This is a genomic window from Sulfidibacter corallicola (genome assembly GCF_017498545.1).
In the GTDB taxonomy this organism is placed as follows: Bacteria; Acidobacteriota; Holophagae; order Acanthopleuribacterales; family Acanthopleuribacteraceae; genus Sulfidibacter; species Sulfidibacter corallicola.
This window is the reverse complement of record NZ_CP071793.1, coordinates 6,263,092-6,281,774: the sequence shown is the minus strand read 5'-3', so window position 1 is coordinate 6,281,774 and position 18,683 is coordinate 6,263,092. Positions and strand designations below refer to the sequence as shown.

11 protein-coding genes are annotated in these 18,683 nt (G+C 59.7%); 4 read left to right on the top strand and 7 right to left on the bottom strand.

Features of this window, described 5'->3' with window-relative positions; genetic code table 11:
* Window positions 1–109 precede the first annotated feature (109 nt).
* From J3U87_RS19315 to treZ, 3 genes are all read left to right on the top strand, one after another.
* Window positions 110–2,440, top strand: a complete 2,331-nt coding sequence (locus tag J3U87_RS19315; protein ID WP_237377415.1) for a hypothetical protein — start codon at window positions 110–112, stop codon at window positions 2,438–2,440.
* 323 nt (window positions 2,441–2,763) lie between these two features.
* Window positions 2,764–8,223, top strand: a complete 5,460-nt coding sequence (locus J3U87_RS19310; RefSeq protein WP_237377414.1) for an endonuclease/exonuclease/phosphatase family protein — start codon at window positions 2,764–2,766, stop codon at window positions 8,221–8,223.
* A 134-nt stretch (window positions 8,224–8,357) separates the two neighbouring features.
* Entirely contained in the window at window positions 8,358–10,163 is a 1,806-nt protein-coding gene (gene treZ / locus J3U87_RS19305) for a malto-oligosyltrehalose trehalohydrolase (RefSeq protein ID WP_237377413.1), read from the top strand.
* Between the two features lie 316 nt (window positions 10,164–10,479).
* On the opposite strand, the gene pyrE is transcribed toward treZ, so the two are convergent.
* From pyrE to J3U87_RS19285, 4 genes are all read right to left on the bottom strand, one after another.
* A complete protein-coding gene (pyrE, locus tag J3U87_RS19300; protein ID WP_237377412.1) occupies window positions 10,480–11,154 on the bottom strand; it encodes an orotate phosphoribosyltransferase in 675 nt (224 codons plus the stop codon).
* Between the two features lie 170 nt (window positions 11,155–11,324).
* Window positions 11,325–12,977, bottom strand: a complete 1,653-nt coding sequence (groL, locus tag J3U87_RS19295) for a chaperonin GroEL (RefSeq protein ID WP_237377411.1) — start codon at window positions 12,975–12,977, stop codon at window positions 11,325–11,327.
* Window positions 12,978–13,152: 175 nt separating this feature from the next.
* A complete protein-coding gene (locus tag J3U87_RS19290; protein WP_272932385.1) occupies window positions 13,153–13,443 on the bottom strand; it encodes a co-chaperone GroES in 291 nt (96 codons plus the stop codon).
* Window positions 13,444–13,843: 400 nt separating this feature from the next.
* Window positions 13,844–14,143, bottom strand: coding sequence for a hypothetical protein (locus J3U87_RS19285; protein WP_237377410.1), 300 nt, complete (start codon window positions 14,141–14,143; stop codon window positions 13,844–13,846).
* 77 nt (window positions 14,144–14,220) lie between these two features.
* Here J3U87_RS19285 and J3U87_RS19280 point away from each other — a divergent pair, with 77 nt between their 5' ends.
* Window positions 14,221–14,487, top strand: coding sequence for an HU family DNA-binding protein (locus J3U87_RS19280; RefSeq protein WP_237377409.1), 267 nt, complete (start codon window positions 14,221–14,223; stop codon window positions 14,485–14,487).
* Here J3U87_RS19280 and J3U87_RS19275 read toward each other — a convergent pair.
* The 3 genes from J3U87_RS19275 to coaE form a co-directional block, all read right to left on the bottom strand.
* Window positions 14,457–15,164, bottom strand: a complete 708-nt coding sequence (locus J3U87_RS19275; protein WP_237377408.1) for a PilZ domain-containing protein — start codon at window positions 15,162–15,164, stop codon at window positions 14,457–14,459. The two genes, J3U87_RS19280 and J3U87_RS19275, sit on opposite strands and share 31 nt — an antisense overlap.
* 337 nt (window positions 15,165–15,501) lie before the next feature.
* On the bottom strand, window positions 15,502–17,433 hold the full coding sequence (locus J3U87_RS19270; RefSeq protein WP_237377407.1) for a polysaccharide biosynthesis protein: 1,932 nt from the start codon (window positions 17,431–17,433) through the stop codon (window positions 15,502–15,504).
* Between the two features lie 498 nt (window positions 17,434–17,931).
* Window positions 17,932–18,576, bottom strand: a complete 645-nt coding sequence (gene coaE, locus J3U87_RS19265) for a dephospho-CoA kinase (RefSeq protein WP_237377406.1) — start codon at window positions 18,574–18,576, stop codon at window positions 17,932–17,934.
* Window positions 18,577–18,683 lie beyond the last annotated feature (107 nt).

The following is an 18,683-nucleotide window of genomic DNA, read 5'->3' as shown; positions in this document are numbered from 1 at the left end:
CAAAACACGCCTCCAACATATTTATTCGAAAAAATTTAACACGTTCGCAAAATCACAGTCGCGGGTTCTTGCCCTAGGCGCTTCCCTCCGTCTGCCCGATAATGTAGTTATGTGGTACTTATTCCTGCTCCTACTCTGCGTCCAAAAGGAGCCCGATCTTCCCGTCGAAGAGCCTGAAAACCAACGGGCCAACCCGCAGCCGGCCACGCCGCGGGAACCCTTTCCCATGCGCGCCCGAATGCTTCGCGACATTCAGGCCGCCCTGTCCACCCACCAACCCAGCATTTGGGATTTGACCCATCCCGACACGGATATCAGCCTGAGTTGGACACCGGAGCAGATGCAGGGTCAGGTGCAGTTCAAGCGACTGATTCTCAGCTCGCCGGACCAGGGCTACACGGTCTTCGAAGTATGGCAGTTACCACCCGATCAACTGACCCGTTTTTGCGAGCTATGGGGCCACCCCGAACAGGTGACCTGGGACAATCTCCTTGCCAATCTTCCCAACGGGCGCCTGGTCGCCAAACGTGAGGAAGGCAAGCTGATGATCTTCCGGGACTACCCGCAAGACGAAGATGTCTGGCACAAACCCCCGTTCAATCTGGTGCTGCTGCCGATCTGGCGTGCCACGCAAGTGCCCGGCGAAATCGAGGGACAGGCCCCGATCGAGCCGGAGGTCCCCTTCACGGAGGACAGCCAACCGCGGGCTTCGTTCCTGGCGGATCTCGTCAACGAGGAACTGATGGACCGCGAGGGCGTTCCCATTCGCCTCTCGCAAACCTGGGATGTCACCGAAAAATTCAGTCGCCTCTCGCCACGAATCGCGGTGGAACGCCGACTGAAACGCGATTTCAACGGCACCTACACCGTTTTCGACATTTTTAGTCTCGAGGTCGAATTCCTGGTGGGCGATCGAAAGATCCGCGCCGAGGAGCGATCCACCCGCGAGACGGGGGCCAGACTCGAAACGGCCAAACGACTCATCACCATTCGCCACGGATACGCCAACTGGCACGAAGCCCTGTTCGCCAAACCCTTCTCCCCTCGCCGTCTCCCCTACACGGCCGAAAACCTGGCCAGCCTGCCGGTGGGCATGCGCATCATCCTTCCCAGTTCCACTGGTTTGACCCTCGTCGAGGACGTCAGCCGCACCAACATTTTCGGTCAATCGCTCCCCGTTCGGCACAATGCCTTCATGGGTATTCGCGGGACCTTTTTCATCAGCATCGTGAAGCGCAACGAATCCGAAATGGACTTGCGCTTCGGCGCCCGCATCGAGCGACCGTTCAGCCTGGACCTGCGTATTCGACCGGATTTCGACGGCTACTTCGATCCCTTGCGCCTGGTGGTCGGTACCGCGCTCCAACTGCGCACCGAACGCACCTACGGCAGCCGCATCTTCCTCCAGAAAAAGGTCGACCTGAAAGATCCGGCGGCGGTCAGAGAGACCCTCGACACCTTGAGTCGCGGCCTGCGGTTCAACGGATTGTTCCTGGGCACGGCCGCCATCATCAACTTCACTTTCCTCCCGCGCATCGATGCCTTTCTGGTGGACCGCTTCATCCGCGGCACCCTTCCCGAAATCGCTTGGGAGACCAGGCTCGAGAGCCGCTACCTGTACCGCGAGAACTACGGAAAGATCGGCTTTCGGCCGATCTCCCTGCGCGGTCAGAAAACCATCATCGAAGATGACTGGCATCTCTTCGATCTCCTCAACCTGAGCGAGAATCGCGGGCGCTCCGGCTCGTTCACCTTCGATCGCACCTTCCGGTTCATCGACACGGTCCACAATCGCCATGTCCAAACCCTCGCCTTCGAAGGGATCGGCAGCATTTCGGACGAGTACGGCGAAGACAATTTTTACGGCCAGGTGGTCGACCAGATTTCCCAGGGCCGCATGTCGCCCATCCGGTACTACCAGGTCACCCAGCGCATGAAGCGCACCCTCGGAGAACGCGCCCCGCTGTCCCGAAGCGGCTCCTGGTTCCCCAAAACGCACCTGGAGGACGCCGAGATCGGCTACCGGCTGGTCATTGGCGACGAGGGCATGGACCAGGCCGCCGACGTGGTCGCCACGGCTTTGAAGGAGCGACGAGGCCAACGCACGAAACTGGGACGCTGGTTGCTGTTCCGCCCGATCCTGCGCTACCGCCTGCGGCGTTCGATGGACCAGACGAGCCTGCGCAATTTCCACCTTTCGAAAATGATGTTCAAGTTGGCCAAAAAGCGGGGACCGCTTCACCAGGTTCTTGCCGGCATCGACGAAGAAAACTACCTGCTCGAATACCGGGAAACGGCAAAAAACCAGCCGCGAATTCACGACAAAAGTGGCGATGCGGAAATCGTTTCACGCATCATCGCGGCCCGCAAACGCTGGGAAGAATTCAGCGTATTCGACGATATTTTCGTGGACAAGAACTTCAGCGCCGGCGGCAATTAACCGGACCAGATCACGCCACGATCTCTCTTTTGGGCACAACTCTTCCAAAACTCGAAGATTTACCCGGTGAAGGTTCAGATTTTCGAGGATTCAAGCGGGAAAAACACTGCAAAGGCGGGGGCTTTTAACATAAGCTAAACCTTTCGCCGCTAGAATGCCGACGGACCGGCCAATTGTGATTTCGCTTCATATGATTCCCACCTCAATCATATTCATCCGAGCTGCCACCCAAAGGAGAAATTGATTCAATGTCCCACATTTTTGCCAAGGGACCTGCTGAGGTTTCACGGATCTCAGGCTCCAGGTCAACAATGCTTACCTTTATGACGCTAGTCGCGGCTTTTTTCAGCCAGCCGCTTATCGCCCAGGACGGCGGTCTCAGTGACCGACTCGGCTCGCCCAACGTCGTGATCAACGAAGTGGATGCCGACCAAGCCGGTACCGAAGATCGGGAATTCGTCGAGTTGTTCGGCAATCCCAACACCCCGCTCGACGGCTTCGTCCTGGTATTTTTCAACGGAAACGGTGATACCTCCTACCTGGCCGTCGATCTCGACGGTCAAACCCTCGATTCCAACGGCTTCTTTGTCGCCGGCGGCAGCGGCATCGCTTCCGTCGATGTGAGCCTGCCCGACAGCACGGTGCAGAACGGTGCCGATGCCGTCGCCCTCTACACGGCCAACGACACCGACTTCCCCAACGGAACGGCCGTCACCACCACCAACCTGGTGGACGCCGTGGTCTACGGCACCAACGACGCCGACGATGCGGGACTGTTGGTCCTGCTCAACGGCGGCCAGCCCCAGGTCAACGAAGACGGTGCAGGCGACAAGGACGCTCACTCCAACAGCCGCGTGCCCGATGGTGGCACCGCCCGCAACACCGACACCTACGTCCAGCAGGACCCCACGCCCGGCGCCCCCAACCAGGCCGGTCCCGCCACCAACGTCGTCATCAACGAAGTCGACGCGGACACCGCCGGCACCGACACCCTGGAATTCGTCGAGCTGTTCGGAAACCCCAACACCAGCCTCGACGGCCTGGTCCTGGTCCTGTTCAACGGCAGTAACGATCAGTCCTTCCTGGCCATCGATCTCGACGGCGAATCGCTCGACGCCAACGGCTTTTTTGTCGCCGGCAATACCGCCGTCACCGCGGCCTCCGTCACCTTTCCCGACAATACCCTGCAAAACGGCGCCGACGCCGTCGCGCTCTACGTGGGCGACGACACCGATTTCCCCAACGGAACCGGCGTGACCACCACCGATTTGGTCGACGCCCTGGTGTACGACACCAATGACGGGGACGACGCCGGTCTTCTCGCGCTGCTCAACGCCGGCCAGCCCCAGGTCAACGAAGACGGCATGGGCGACAAGGACGGCCATTCCAACAGTCGCGTGCCCGACGGCGGTACCGCCCGCAACACCGACACCTACGTCCAACAGGCCCCCACTCCGGGTGCTTCCAACCAGACCGGTCCCTCCACCGACATCGTCATCAACGAAGTCGATGCGGACACCGCCGGCTCCGACACCCTGGAATTCGTCGAGCTGTTCGGCACCCCCAACACCAGCCTCGACGGTTTCGTCCTGGTCCTGTTCAACGGCAGCAACGACCAATCCTATTTTGCCCTCGATCTCGACGGCCAATCGCTCGATGCCAACGGCTTCTTTGTCGCAGGAAACACCGCGGTCACCAACGTCGACGTGACCTTCCCCGACAACACCCTGCAAAACGGCGCCGACGCCGTCGCGCTCTTCATGGGTGACGACACCGATTTCCCCAACGGCACCGGCGTGACCACGACCAACCTGGTCGACGCCCTGGTGTACGACACCAACGACGGAGATGACGCCGGTCTGCTGGCCCTTCTCAACGGTGGCCAGGCCCAAATCAACGAAGACGAGCTGGGCAACAAGGACGGTCACTCCAACAGCCGCGTGCCCGACGGCGGCACCGCCCGCAACACCGATACCTACGTCCAGCAAGACCCCACTCCGGGCGCCTCCAACCAGCCCACTCCTTCCAGCGACATCGTCATCAACGAGGTCGATGCCGACACGCCCAGTTCCGACGTGCTGGAATTCGTCGAACTGTTCGGCACCCCCAACACCAGCCTCGACGGCTTCGTCCTGGTCTTCTACAACGGCAGCAGCGATCAATCCTATCGGGCCATCGATCTGGACGGTCAGTCCCTCGACGCCAACGGCTTCTTTGTCGCGGGTAACACCGGCGTCGCCAACGTCGACGTGACCTTCCCCGACAACGGCCTGCAAAACGGTGCCGATGCCGTCGCGCTCTACATGGGTAACGACACCGATTTCCCGGACGGCACCGCGGTCACCACGACCGATCTGGTGGACGCCGTGGTCTACGACACCAACGACGGCGACGACGCCGGCTTGCTGGTATTGCTCAATGCCGGTCAGCCCCAGCTCAACGAAGACGGCGCGGGCGACAAGGACATTCACTCCAACAGTCGCGTACCCGACGGGGGCACCGCGCGCAACACCGACACCTTCGTTCAACAGCTCGCCACGCCCGGAGCCTCGAACCAGCCGGCCCCGTCCGAACTGGTGATCAACGAGGTCGATGCCGATACCGCCGGCTCCGACACCCTGGAATTCGTCGAGCTGTTCGGCACCCCCAACGCCAGCCTGAACGGTTTCGTCCTGGTGTTTTTCAACGGCAGCAGCGACCAATCCTACCTGGCCATCGACCTGGACGGCCAATCCCTCGACGCCAACGGCTTCTTTGTCGCGGGTAACACGGGTGTCGCCAATGTCGATGTGACCTTCGCCGATAACGGACTCCAAAACGGCGCCGACGCCGTCGCGCTCTACACGGGCGACGACACCGATTTCCCCACCAATACACCGGTCACCACGACCAACCTGGTCGACGCCCTGGTCTACGATACCAACGACGGCGACGACGCCGGCCTGCTCGTGCTCCTGAATGCCGGCCAGGCTCAAATCAACGAAGACGACATGGGCGACAAGGACGGCCATTCCAACAGCCGCTTCCCCGACGGCGGCACGCCCCGCGACACTGACAGCTACACCCAGCAGACCCCGACACCGGGCGAATCCAACGTCGCCGGTGGCGCTTCGGTCACGATCGCCGAAATCCAGGGCAACGGCCTGACCTCGCCCTTCGACGGCCAAACCGTTCGCACGGAAGGCAACGTCGTCACCGCGGTCGGTGCGGTCGGATTCTTCATTCAAACGCCCGACGCCAATGTAGACGCCGATCCCGAGACATCCGAGGGCGTCTACGTATTCCTCAACACGGCGCCGACCGTGTCCGTGGGTGACATCGTCAACGTCGAAGGACCGATCGTCGAGTTCTTCGATTTCACCGAGTTCGCCGGTGCGGGCATCGTCGTCGACATCGTGTCCAGCGGCAATCCGCTGCCCGCCGTCATCACCTTCGACGGCACGACGCCTTCGCCGAACCAGCCCCAGCCGGATACGGAACTGGAGCGCTTCGAAGGCATGCTGGTCACCATGAGCGGTATCGCCGCCGGACCCACCGACCAATTCGGCGACACCCCGGTCGTCGCGACCACCACCCGCCCCTTCGTCGAGCCCGGGATCACCTTCCCCGGTCAAGTGGGCCTGCCGGTGTACGACGGCAACCCCGAAATCTTCGAAATCAACTCCACCGCTCTGGGCGGCCCCGCGGTTCAGATGCACGCCGGCCAAACGGTCAACGAGGCCACCGGCCCGCTGGCCTTCAGCTTCGGCGATTACCAGATCTGGCCCACCACCCTGAACCCGGCGACGCCCGACTTCTCCTCGACTCCGGTTCGCAACCGCGAATCCGGTGAGTTCACCGTAGCTTCGCAGAACATGTTGCGACTCTACGACGACGTGAACGACGGCAACGGAGATTCCACGGTCAGCGCCCAGGAGTACCAGGATCGACTGACCAAATTCTCCATGTTGATCCGCAACGTCCTGGGCGCCCCCGATATTCTGGCCGTCCAGGAGGTCGAGAAGATCGAAGTGCTTCAAGATCTCGCCTCCCAGATCAACACGGACGACAGCAGCATCAACTACACGGCCTATCTGCTGGAGGGCAACGACCCCGGCACGATCGACGTGGGCTATCTGGTGCGGGATACGGTCTCCGTCAACGACGTTTCCCAGGTCCAGGAGAACGAGACCTTCGATTTCAACAGCAATTCCTTCACCCTGCACGATCGCCCGCCGCTGGTGCTCGACGCCACCGTCGACCTCGGCAATGGCGAAAACTACCCGATCGTGGTCATGGTGGTTCACCATCGCTCGCGCAACGACATCGACGAAGATCCGGGTAGCGGCGAGTTCGTCCGCTTCAAGCGCAACCAGCAGGCACTGCGTACTTCGCAGCACATCCAGAGCATGCAGAACGCCGATCCCGACATCCACCTGATGGTCGTGGGCGACTTCAACGCCTATGAATTCACCGATGGTTACGTGGACGTGGTCGGTCAGATGACGGGTGACCTGGATCCGCTGGGCGCCTTGATTCCCGGCACCGACGAAGTGAACCCGGACCTGCACAACCACATCGCCGACCTGCCCGCCGCCGAGCGCTACTCCTTCGTGTTCCGGGGCAGCAGCAACGCCTTCGAGCACGTGCTGACTTCCCAGAGCCTCACCTGCGCCGTCAGCGAAGTCCAATACGCTCGCGGCAATGCCGACATGCCCCGCGACCTCGAAGACGATCCCGGCACGCCGTCGCGCGCTTCGGACCACGACGGTTCGGTCGCCTACGTCAAGATCCCGGGCATCCTGGTGACACCCACCTCGGGCTTGACCACCAGCGAAACGGGAACCACGGCACAGTTCACCGTGGTGCTTCAGAGCCAGCCCAGCGCGGATGTCACCATAGCGGTGGCCAGCTCCGACACGACCGAGGGCACCGTCGACGTGAGCTCGCTGACCTTCACCTCGAGCAATTGGGACACCGCCCAGACCGTGACCATCACCGGGGTGGACGACGATGTCATCGACGGCTCCCAGGCCTACACGATTCAGTTGAGTCCGGTGGTCAGCACCGATTTGTGCTACTCCGGCGTCGACCCTGCCGATGTGGGCGTGACCAACACCTCGAAGGACGCGGCGACCATCGTGGTCGACCCGACCACCGATCTCGTCGTCGATGAAGACGGCACCACGGCTCAGTTCACGGTTGTTCTGGGCGCCCAGCCCAGTGCGGACGTCACCGTATCGGTGAGCAGCGACAACGAAGACGAAGGCACGGTCGACGTCAATGCGCTGACCTTCACTAACGGAAATTGGGATCAGCCCCAAACCGTGACGGTGACCGGTGTGTTCGACGGCGTCATCGACAACGACATCGCGTTCACCGTCGTCCTCGGCGCCGCGACCAGTACCGATCCGGACTTCGACAACGTCGACCCTGACGATGTCGCCGTCACCAATCTCAACACCACCAGCTCGCTGGATTTCTCGATCCGGATCTCCGGCGACACGGCCACCATTCTGGGGCCGAACAACGGTGCCGGCGGATTCTACTATCTGGATCCCGACACCGGTGAATGGGTGTTCGTGGCGAACTTCAGCCTGAACGGCGACGGCCAGGCTGTCATCGACGTGAATCTGCCCGATGACGTCATCGTGGGTGTCGGCGGCCTCGACGGCCTCATCCAGCCCACCAGCGGCAGCGGGGCAACCGTGCCTACGCTCGGCGAATGGGGCCTGATCGCCTTCGCCCTGCTATTGATGATGGCCGCGGTCAAATCGTCCCGTGACGGTCGCCGCCGGGCCTGATCCAACCGCATCGAAACCGGAACGAACCAAGAAGGCCGCCCGCTTGCGAGGCGGCCTTTTTCATTTCCGTGGGAAACGGCCGTTTCCAAGCGTGTTATGCTTTCCAACACGACTCAGAAAACGAGGCATGGCCAATGAATTTTTCCCATGGCGCTGTCTATTCCAATGACGGCCGGACGCGATTCCGAGTCTGGGCACCGCACAGCGACGAAGTTTGGCTGGTGGCGGAGAACGACCGCTGGGAACGACCACTCGGCGCCGAGGCCAACGGCTATTTCAGCGCCACGTTCGACGATTGCCCACCCGGCTTTTTATATCGATATCGCCTCGACGAAGGCGCTCCCCTTCCCGATCCCGCCTCGTTCTGCCAACCCGACGGCGTTCACGGTCCCTCGATGGTCGTGGACCACCATTTCTCCTGGCAGTGCGAGAAGCGTCATGACGAGGTCTCGCTCGGCAATTTGAAGGATGCCCTGATCTACGAACTCCATGTGGGCACCTTCACCCGCGAGGGCACGCTCGAGGCGGCGGCCGAAAAGTTGCCGATCCTGGCTGATTTGGGCATCACGGCGGTGGAGTTGCTGCCCTTGTCGGCCTTTCCCGGCGACCGGAATTGGGGTTACGACGGCGTCTTTCCCTATGCCGTCCCGGCCTGTTACGGCACCTTCGCGACATTCAGGCGATTTGTGGAGCGGGCCCATGACTTGGACCTTTCGGTCATTCTCGATGTCGTGTACAACCACCTGGGTCCGGAGGGGAACTACTTTTCCCGGTTCGGGCCCTACTACTCCGAGCGCTTCAAGACCCCCTGGGGTGCGGCCCTCAATTTCGACGGTCCCCATTGCGATCCCGTGTGCGACTTCTTCATCGAAAACGCCCTTTTCTGGTTGCGGGAATGTCGAGTCGACGGGCTGCGCCTGGATGCCATCGACGAAATCGTGGACACTTCCGCCAAGCCCTTTCTGGAGTCATTGGCGGAGCAGGTCTACGAACTGTCGCGCGAAACCGGGCACCCTCACGTGCTCATCGGGGAAAGCAACGCCAACGATCCTCGTTTCATCATTCCCCGCGAGCGCGGGGGCATCGGCTTGGACGCGGTTTGGATCGACGATTTCCACCATGCACTCCATGCTTATTTCACCGGCGAGCGCGAAGGGTATTACGCCGATTTCGGCTCTCTCCGACACGTAAAAAAAACGCTGAGAAAAGGCACTTTCGCACCGGGAGGCTACCGCACCTACCGCAAGCGCAACTATGGCCGCGACTTCGGCGCCGCGCACCAGGAACAACTGGTCGTCTACACCCAAAACCACGACCAAACGGGCAATCGCCCCAAGGGCGAACGGCTCCATCACCTGATCGGCGTCGACCGCGCCATTCAGGCGGCCGCGCTGACGATCCTATCGCCGTATACGCCAATGCTCTTCATGGGTGAGGAATACGCAGCCGATCAGCCCTTCCTGTTTTTCACGAATCACGGCGACCCCACCATGATCAAGGGCATGCGCAAGGGGCGCAACAAGGAGCTTCGCGAATTCGGTTGGCGCGAAAAAGCCCCCGATCCCCAGGACCCCGAAACGAGAGAATCGTGTATCCTCGACTTTGCCGATCGCGAACAAGGTGTTCACGCACAGGTGTTTGCCGCCTACCGATCCCTGATGCACCTGCGCCGCCAGGCACGCGAGATGCGGCTACTCGACCACGACCGCATGACGGTTACCGCGGACGAACAGGGTCACTGGCTGCGAATCGAATACCGCCGTCAACGAAAATGGCTCGGGGTGGTCGTCAATACGGGCGAAAAGCCCCTGGGATTGGGTGATATTTTGGAAGGTGAAGCGGGCGAAGCGATATGGGCCTTCAGCGAAGAACGCTTCCACGGGAATTGGCGAGAAACGACGGCAGCAGCTCACGCAACCATCGTGTTCGCATCGCTGTGATCACCCAACACCGTTGTTCAATTTGCGTTGCCTTTAACTAGTGCCCATCCAGAAACAGGGTGTTTTTGTTAGGGATCCTCTGGATCGGTCGGGTTTCCAATGCAAGCTGCTATCAGCCTTCAGGTATCAGGTTTCAGCTAATTACTTTCGAACAAGTATCTTGCTAAAACCTGACGCCTGATACCTGATCGCGTGCCCATCCAGTCAAACCACCCAGGGCTGGCAGCCTTTCCGTTTCTGGATGGGCACTAACTAGAAAGGTCACCATAACAATATTAGTTGGTGTCTTTCCGCCAGTGGCTTTCGCGTAACACGGTCAGGCGCCGCCGTGTCTGACGGACCAGGCCGCGGGGTCTTCCTGCCAGGCGACCAGACTGGCGCGATCACCGGCCGAAAGCCGACCCGATTCGATCGCCACATCCAACAGCGCCGACATGTTCGTCAAGGTGCTGTAGTTCAGGTTCGCTTCCGCGAAGCCTGCAGCCGCTTTCGGTAGGCCGTATTGAAAAATGGCGACGACGCCGAGGACCTTCGCGCCCTGTTCTTCCAGGGCCTGAGCGGCCTTGATACAGCTTCCGCCGGTGGAAATCAAATCTTCCACCACAACCACCGAAGCACCGTCGGGCACGCGTCCCTCGATCAAGTTCTTCTTGCCGTGTTTCTTCTCGGCCGAGCGCACGTAGACCATGGGCAGGTCCAAACGGTCGGCGACCCAGGCGCCGTGTGGGATGCCGGCGGTGGCGGTACCGGCGACCAGGTCCGGTTGCCAGTCGTTCTGTTTCATCAGGTCGACGAATCCGCGCGCCACGCGGCGACGTTGATCGACGGTGCTGATAATCAGGCGATTGTCGCAGTATATCGGAGACTTGAGGCCACTGGTCCAGGTAAACGGCTCGTTCGGCGATACCGATACGGCACCCAATTCCAACAAGAGCGTGGCGATTTCCAATTGTTCCGGCGTGGCTTTGCGTTCACTACCCGATTGCGACATCGTTCATCCCCTTGAATTCGATTACGGCCGGCACCCGGGCCGGCATCATGCAGCATTATAGAGGTGCCGGCACGGGGAAACCAGCACGACTTGGCGGAGTTCCCCAACGAAAAAAGGGAGGGTGCGGACACCCTCCCTTTCTCGATGGGACAAATCGCCGAACGGCTGGATTACATCATGCCGCCCATGCCGCCCATGCCGCCGGGCATACCGCCACCGGCAGGTGCGGGAGGCTCTTCTTTTTCGACTTCGGTTACGGTCGCTTGAGTGGTCAGCATCATGCTGGAAACGGAAGCGGCGTTCATCAACGCGTGCTTGACGACCTTGGCGGGATCGATGACACCGGCCTTGATCAGGTCTTCGAACTTGTCGGTCGCAGCGTTGTACCCGAAGGAACCTTCGCCTTTGGCCACTTCGTTCACCACGATGGCGCCTTCTTTACCGCAGTTGGCGGCGATCTGACGCAGCGGTGCTTCCAGAGCTTCCAGGATGATTTTCACGCCGTGGGTCTCGTCGGTATCGGCCAGACCCTCGAGCAGGTTTTCGGCTTTCTTGCCGGCACGCAGAAGCGCGGTGCCACCACCGGCGACGATGCCTTCTTCAACGGCAGCTTTGGTGGCGTGCATGGCGTCTTCGACGCGAGCCTTCTTCTCTTTCATCTCGGTTTCGGTAGCGGCACCGACTTTGATGACGGCGACGCCGCCGACCAACTTGGCCAAGCGCTCCTGCAGCTTTTCACGGTCGTAATCGGAAGTGGTGCTTTCGATTTGAGCGCGGATCTGCTTGACGCGAGCCTGGATGTCGCTGTTGGAGCCGGAACCGTTGATGATGGTGGTGTTGTCTTTGTCGATCGTCACGGTCTTGGCTTGACCGAGGTCTTCCAAGGTGACGTTCTCCAACTTGATGCCGATATCTTCGGAGATCAGGCGGCCACCGGTGAGGATGGCGATATCTTCGAGCATCGCTTTACGACGGTCGCCGAAGCCGGGAGCCTTGACGGCGGCGACGTTCAGGGTGCCGCGCAGCTTGTTGACGACCAGGGTGGCCAGAGCTTCGCCGTCGATGTCTTCGGCGATGATCAGGAAGGGACGGCTGGTCTTGACGACCTGCTCCAGGACGGGCAGCAGATCGCGCATGTTGGAAACCTTTTTCTCGAAGAGGAGAATGTAGGGGTTTTCCAGGTTGGCGACCATGCGGTCGTGGTCGGTCACGAAGTAGGGAGACAGGTAGCCGCGATCGAACTGCATACCTTCGACGACTTCCAGTTCGGTTTCCAGGCCACGAGCTTCTTCAACCGTGATGACGCCGTCTTTGCCGACCTTTTCCATGGCTTCGGCGATGATTTTGCCGATGGAGGGATCGTTGTTGGCGGAGATGGTGCCGACGTGGGCGATGGCATCGCCTTCGACGGGGCGGGACGAGCTGTTGATTTCGGCGATGATCGCTTCGACAGCTTTGTCGATACCGCGCTTGATGGACATCGGGTTGTGGCCGGAGCTTACGGACTTCACACCCGAACGATAGATGGCGCGAGCCAAAACAGTCGCGGTGGTGGTTCCGTCACCAGCCGTGTCGGAGGTCTTGGAAGCCACTTCTTTAACCAGTTGGGCACCGAGGTTCTCGTTCTTGTCCTCGACCTGGATTTCCTTGGCCACGGTAACCCCGTCCTTGGTGATGGTGGGGGAACCGAATTTCTTTTCGATCAAAACGTTGCGGCCTTTGGGACCCAGGGTAACCTGAACGGCATCAGCCAACTTGTTCACACCGCGCAGCAGTGCCTGACGAGCGTTTTCGTCAAAAGTCAGGAGTTTTGCGTCTGACATGTCTATCGCTCCTAAAAAGTTTCGATTTCTCGAATGAGTAACTGTACTTTCTTGCGGGACGCACGCGCCTGGCGTGCGCGATCCCGAGTAACCGGCCCGCGGCAAACCGCCGCAACGGTACACACCGCGGGAGGCCGGATCACGAAACCGAAGCTGCCGTCATGGGCAGCGGATCTCAGCCTTCCAGCTTGGCGAGGATTTCGTCTTCGCGCAGAATGATGTGGTCTTCATCATTCACTTTGATCTCGGTGCCGGCATACTTGCCGACCAGCACTTTGTCGCCGGCTTTGACAGCCAGGGCGATCTGCTCACCGTTTTCGGCGCGTTTCCCGGGGCCAACAGCGACGATCACTGCTTCCAAGGGCTTTTCCTTGGCGGAATCGGGGATGATGATCCCACCACGAACTTCTTCTTTCGCTTCGACGCGCTTAACCAGAACTCGATCATAAAGCGGTGTTACCTTCATGATATGAGCACCTCACGTAGTGAATTGGATGCTAAACAGCTTTAGCACTCTTTCTCAGTGAGTGCTAATCTACCCAAACTGCTCAGCGATGTCAACCGCTATTCTGAAGCAAACACCAAAAAATTTCAGCTCATCTTCATCACATTTATCTTACATCACAACATAACCTTTTTATTAGTCCACAACACTCATATCCAAACCATCTTCTTGCCCTGGACCAAACACAAAAAAAGCCGAACGCGGCGGGCGGGCCACCTTTGCCTTCACTCTTCCACCTGGCAGATGCAGGCCAACGATCGTTATTAGAGTGGGTTAAAATGCAAAGGTCGCACGTCCGATTCGTTCGGCTCGCACGTGACGCCATCGCCTTCGTTGCCGGCGATGCGTCCTTCGTTCTCGATCAGGCGCTTTCCGCCAGGTCGAAGTACAGGAATTGTTCGCGATGCAGGTTCGTGAATTTCAGCATTTCCATCTTCATATGGGTGAAGTCTTCGTAGTGGTGGTAGCCGTCCGGGTTGTCCGCCATGGCATCCATCACCATCGTCAATTGGGTCATGAAGTGCTCGAACCGTTCCCGAAAGAGCGGGCTCGTCTTGGTGAGCGTTTCGATTCTGGCCGGGCTGTAGCCCTGGCGGCTCAAGCGTGCACTCAGGTCTCCCAACTGTTTTTGGCACCAGTCGATCCAATTTTCTGCTGTCATGGTAGGCCCTCCTCATTTATGCTACATTCGTAATATAAGACATCGGCTGGACAGCCCTTGTCGGAGGCCTCAAAAAAATGAACCGTTCTGATCTCGTTGTCTTTTTGAAAGAACGAACTGGTCTCAGCACGCAAGAGGCAGAGTGGTTCGTTCGACAATTTTTCGAAACGCTCGCCCAGGGCCTCAAGCGCGATGGGCGCGTGGAACTACGCGGATTCGGCGTATTCAAACTGTCGAATCGCCGCCAAGCAGGTTTTCAAAACCCCAAAGACGGTCGTTATTACGGCGGCATGGACCTGAAAACGATCAAATTCTATCCGTCAACCGCAATCGAGGAAGAATAGGGCCGCGATCGCACCAATGCATCGAAAGCGCGCTGTACCAGGGCACGTTCGGAATCGGATCCGTACCGGAATTCGAGACCGGCGCGCCATCCTCCCTCGATGGCCTTGAGATGGGCCACGGCGGCCTGGGCGAAGGCGACGGAAATCGAGCGCAATTGAAAGGCGCCGTCGCCGACCAGATCCCCCAGATCGAGATCGTCGCGATCATGTAACTGAATGCCGATACCGGCCAGCGAGAAATCGACGAGGACGCCGCGTAACTCGCGGCCCTTGCGATGGAACGTCACCCAAACGGGGTTCCGTGAGTCCGGTGCGAGACGATAGGATTTGCGCCGAGCCAGGAAGTTCGTCTCGGGAGCCAAGTGACACATCACCCGCTCGGCCCCGACCTCGAGCGAAGCCACTTCGGTGCAATAGGCCCCCGACTTTCCCTGAACCACCAACGACCAATCCTGGCTTTCGTCCAACGGCGCCACCCGCCCGCCAGGTACTGCCAGCTCGAGGGTCAGGGCTTCCGAATCGACGGCTTGCGGCCGAAACAAATGACATTGCTTGCGGTTGTTGATCAGCGCGCAGCTCAGGTCCTGCGAGTCGGTCGCCTGCGAAGGAGGCACCACCAATCCCGCGATTTTGTCGAGAACCCGAGAAGTCGGGACAGCTTCAGCTTTCAAGGTCACAGACATACCACCATCATCACGAGGAACGGAACATTCGGGCTCGCGAAGTCTCATGAGGCCCACATTCGTTTTCTCTATTTCGTTCATGAGAATAACCGCCTCCCGATCGGCCCGGAACATCCGGGCTCGCAACGCCACCACGACGGGCACCATGAGTCCCGCCGATTCTTTTCCAATTACCGAAAGAACCGGGAACGCGGCCGCACCGAGGCCGAAAACCCGTCGGAAATCAAAAAAGGGAGAACGCTGAGAAACGAAGATTCCACATAAAGGTTAGCATAATTCCCTTGGCCTGACCCTAAGCGGCATCACTTCTTTGTCATTGTGTGGACGCCGATCACGAAACCCGAAAGAGAATCGGCTCCCCGCTGGAATTCGTAGCTGCATCGAAATGAGCGTCTTGCGAGGGCGAATAGCTGGGAATGCTGCGCATCAACGCGGCCCTCGCGGCCTTGGCGTCACAAGACTCCAATGCGTAGCGCAGCTCCTTGAGGTAGCCTTCGAGGCGCTTCCACTCCAGACACTCCTCTTCGGCCCGAGAAATCCGCGGGTGCTCGGTGGGCAGCGCGCTTTTCCCGATCAACAGCTCTTCGTAGAGCTTCTCACCCGGCCGAACTCCCGAAAACAGGATTTGAATGTCGCCTTCACCGGTTTCCTCGTCGCGAATCGACAAGCCACTGAAATGGATCATTTTGCGCGCAAGATCCATGATTTTGACGGGCTCGCCCATATCCAGCACGAACACATCGCCGCCGCTGGCCATCGCCGAGGCCTGCAACACCAGTTGTGCCGCCTCGGGAATCGTCATGAAGTAGCGCGTCATTTCGGGGTGGGTGACGGTCACCGGCCCGCCGGTTCGAATCTGCCGGCGAAACAAGGGTATGACAGAGCCGGAAGAACCCAGGACGTTGCCGAACCGGACCATCGAGAACTCGGTGGTGCTGCCGCGGCGATTGAGACCCTGCAAGATCAACTCGGCAAATCGCTTGGTGGCGCCCATGGCACTGGATGGGCGCACGGCCTTGTCGGTAGAGATCAGCGTAAACCGCTCCACCTTCGCGGCTTCTGCCGCAAGTGCAAATTCGAGCGTCCCGAAGATGTTGTTGCGAATCCCCTCACTGAGGTTCTGCTCCACGATGGGCACGTGTTTGTAGGCCGCCGCGTGATAGATGCTCTGAACACCGTAGGCTTCCATCACCCGTTGGCAGCGCTTGCCGTCCACGATCGAGCCCAGCACGGACACGATGTTCACTTCGTCACCGGGAGACATGCGGGCCCGCAATTCCTTCTCGATGCTGTAGAGCCCGTACTCGTTGGCTTCCAGCAGCACCAATTGAGCCGGATGCTGATCGAGGATCTGACGACACAGCTCCGACCCGATCGAGCCCCCGGCACCGGAAACCAGCACGGTCCTGTCGGTGATGCCCTCGCGCAGCAATTCGATCTTGGGCTCCACCGGATCGCGACCGAGCAGGTCCTCGATTTCCACTTCGCGAATGTCGTCTACGCGAACCTGGCCGGAGACGATGTTGGGAATGCCCGGCAGGATCTTCATCTTGACATCCTGAATCTTGTCGATGGATTCCAGGATCTCCCTGCGCCGACACCGAGACGCCGAGGGAATACAGAGCACCAGTTCGTCGATCTGAAAACGCTCGACCACTTCCTCCAACTGATGCGGAGGAAAGACCCGTATACCGAGGATCTCCCAGCCCTGGATTTCCACGTTGTCGTCAAAGAACGCGACGACCCGATACTCGGAGCTGCCTTGCAGGGCGTGGGCGACCTGGGTTCCGGCCTTGCCCGCCCCGTAGAGGGCGATCTTCTGTTTCCGGCACTCCAGGTAGCTCACGTCGGGCAGGTAGAGCTTGGCCAGCAAACGCACACCGCCCATCAGAATCGCCACGTTGGCGCAATAAAAGATGTAGATCATGCGTGGAATCTGGATGTGGTTCATGATGGCCACGCCGGCGAACATGAGTACCGCGATGCAGGCCGAACGCAGGATGGGCACCAGGAAATGGGGTGAAAGGTAGCGGATCACCGCGTTGTAGACACCCAAATAGTAGAGGACCGGAATAGTGAGAAAGGGAACGAAACCCCAGATGTCCAGGTAGAAGAAAAAGTATTTGGGGAGCCAGGTGTCGAGACGCATGGCAAAGGCAGCCCAAAGGGCGACCCATAAAATCAAAAAGTCCACCATCAGGATGGTGATCTTTTTCATATAACGGGGCAGCTTATTCAAGGCTGTCAGCATAACAATACCCATGACTTATCATCGAAAGATGTCGTCAACTTTCTATTTGGCGTTGCTTTTCACTCATTAAACCATAAAGTTAGCGCAATTCGGGGATCAACCTTCATCATCTCATTTGACAGATCGGCAAGATCCTCGACAAAACTTAACCTTACATTTTCAATCCCTGCTCACCTGCATCGAACCCGCGCCCACGACGACCGGGAGTGTGAGCCGGGCCACACTCGGAGACATAGCCTGCCGGCGCCGAAAGATGGGCCGAGTCGATCTCCTCTCTGGACTACATTGTCGGCATGACACACATTGGCGGACATGGCAAACGCGCTTGCGCGTTCTTGCAGCCAATGGTTCCCGGCGCCGGTTCCCGTAGTTTCCACGCATCTGGTCCTGGAAACGAGCCGCCCGCTCATCGACCGGAACGGCGCCGGATTTTTTCCGGCGATCCCGATCGGGATACCCCATGGCCGACGGCTTGCCCGGCGAAAGATCGCACCTCTTGCGGAAAGGGTCTCACCCACGAGAAGTCCGCTGCACCCGATCGACCGCCAGGCCCAAACGGTCCAGGGCGTCCCAAGTGTGTCGCTCGAGATCGGCCAGGTCGCCGGCATTCTCCACTTCCACGGTAGCGAACGGGCGCTTTTTCTCGTCGGCCCACTGCTTGGCCATCAAACCCCGTGCGCTTTCCTCGTCCATGCCGTCGCGAGCCAGCAGACGCGCCAAACGCACGGATTCGGGTGCCGTCACCAACAAGACGCCGTCGTAGCGTCGGTAGCTGCCGGTCTCCAACATGAGCGCGGCCGAAACGAACGCGGCATCGTGGTGCGCGGCCAGCGCCTCCAACTTGCGCTCGATTTCGGCGCGAATCAGAGGGTGCAGGATGTGGTTCAATCGAAGCCGGGCGGCTTCGTCGTGCGCGATGATCTGGCGCAGGCCGCGGCGATCCAGGGTCCCGTCACCGCACAGCACCTCGGGTCCGAAGGCCTCGACGATCCGCGCCAAGCCTTCCGTGCCAGGCCGTACCACCTCGCGTGCCACGTGATCCGCGTCGAGCACCGGGTATCGGCGCGCGATGATGTCACCAACTGCCGATTTGCCGGAGGCGATGCCGCCAGTCAGCCCCAATACCCGCAACGGGGCGGGAAATGCGGTAGTCATGAACACTCCCTTTTCGTGAAGATGGCCCGTCGGCGCACGGCGAGTCCTCCAATCACCGAACGATCGTCGATCGACGGCGGCTCGGTTCCGCGGCACCCGATGACGGG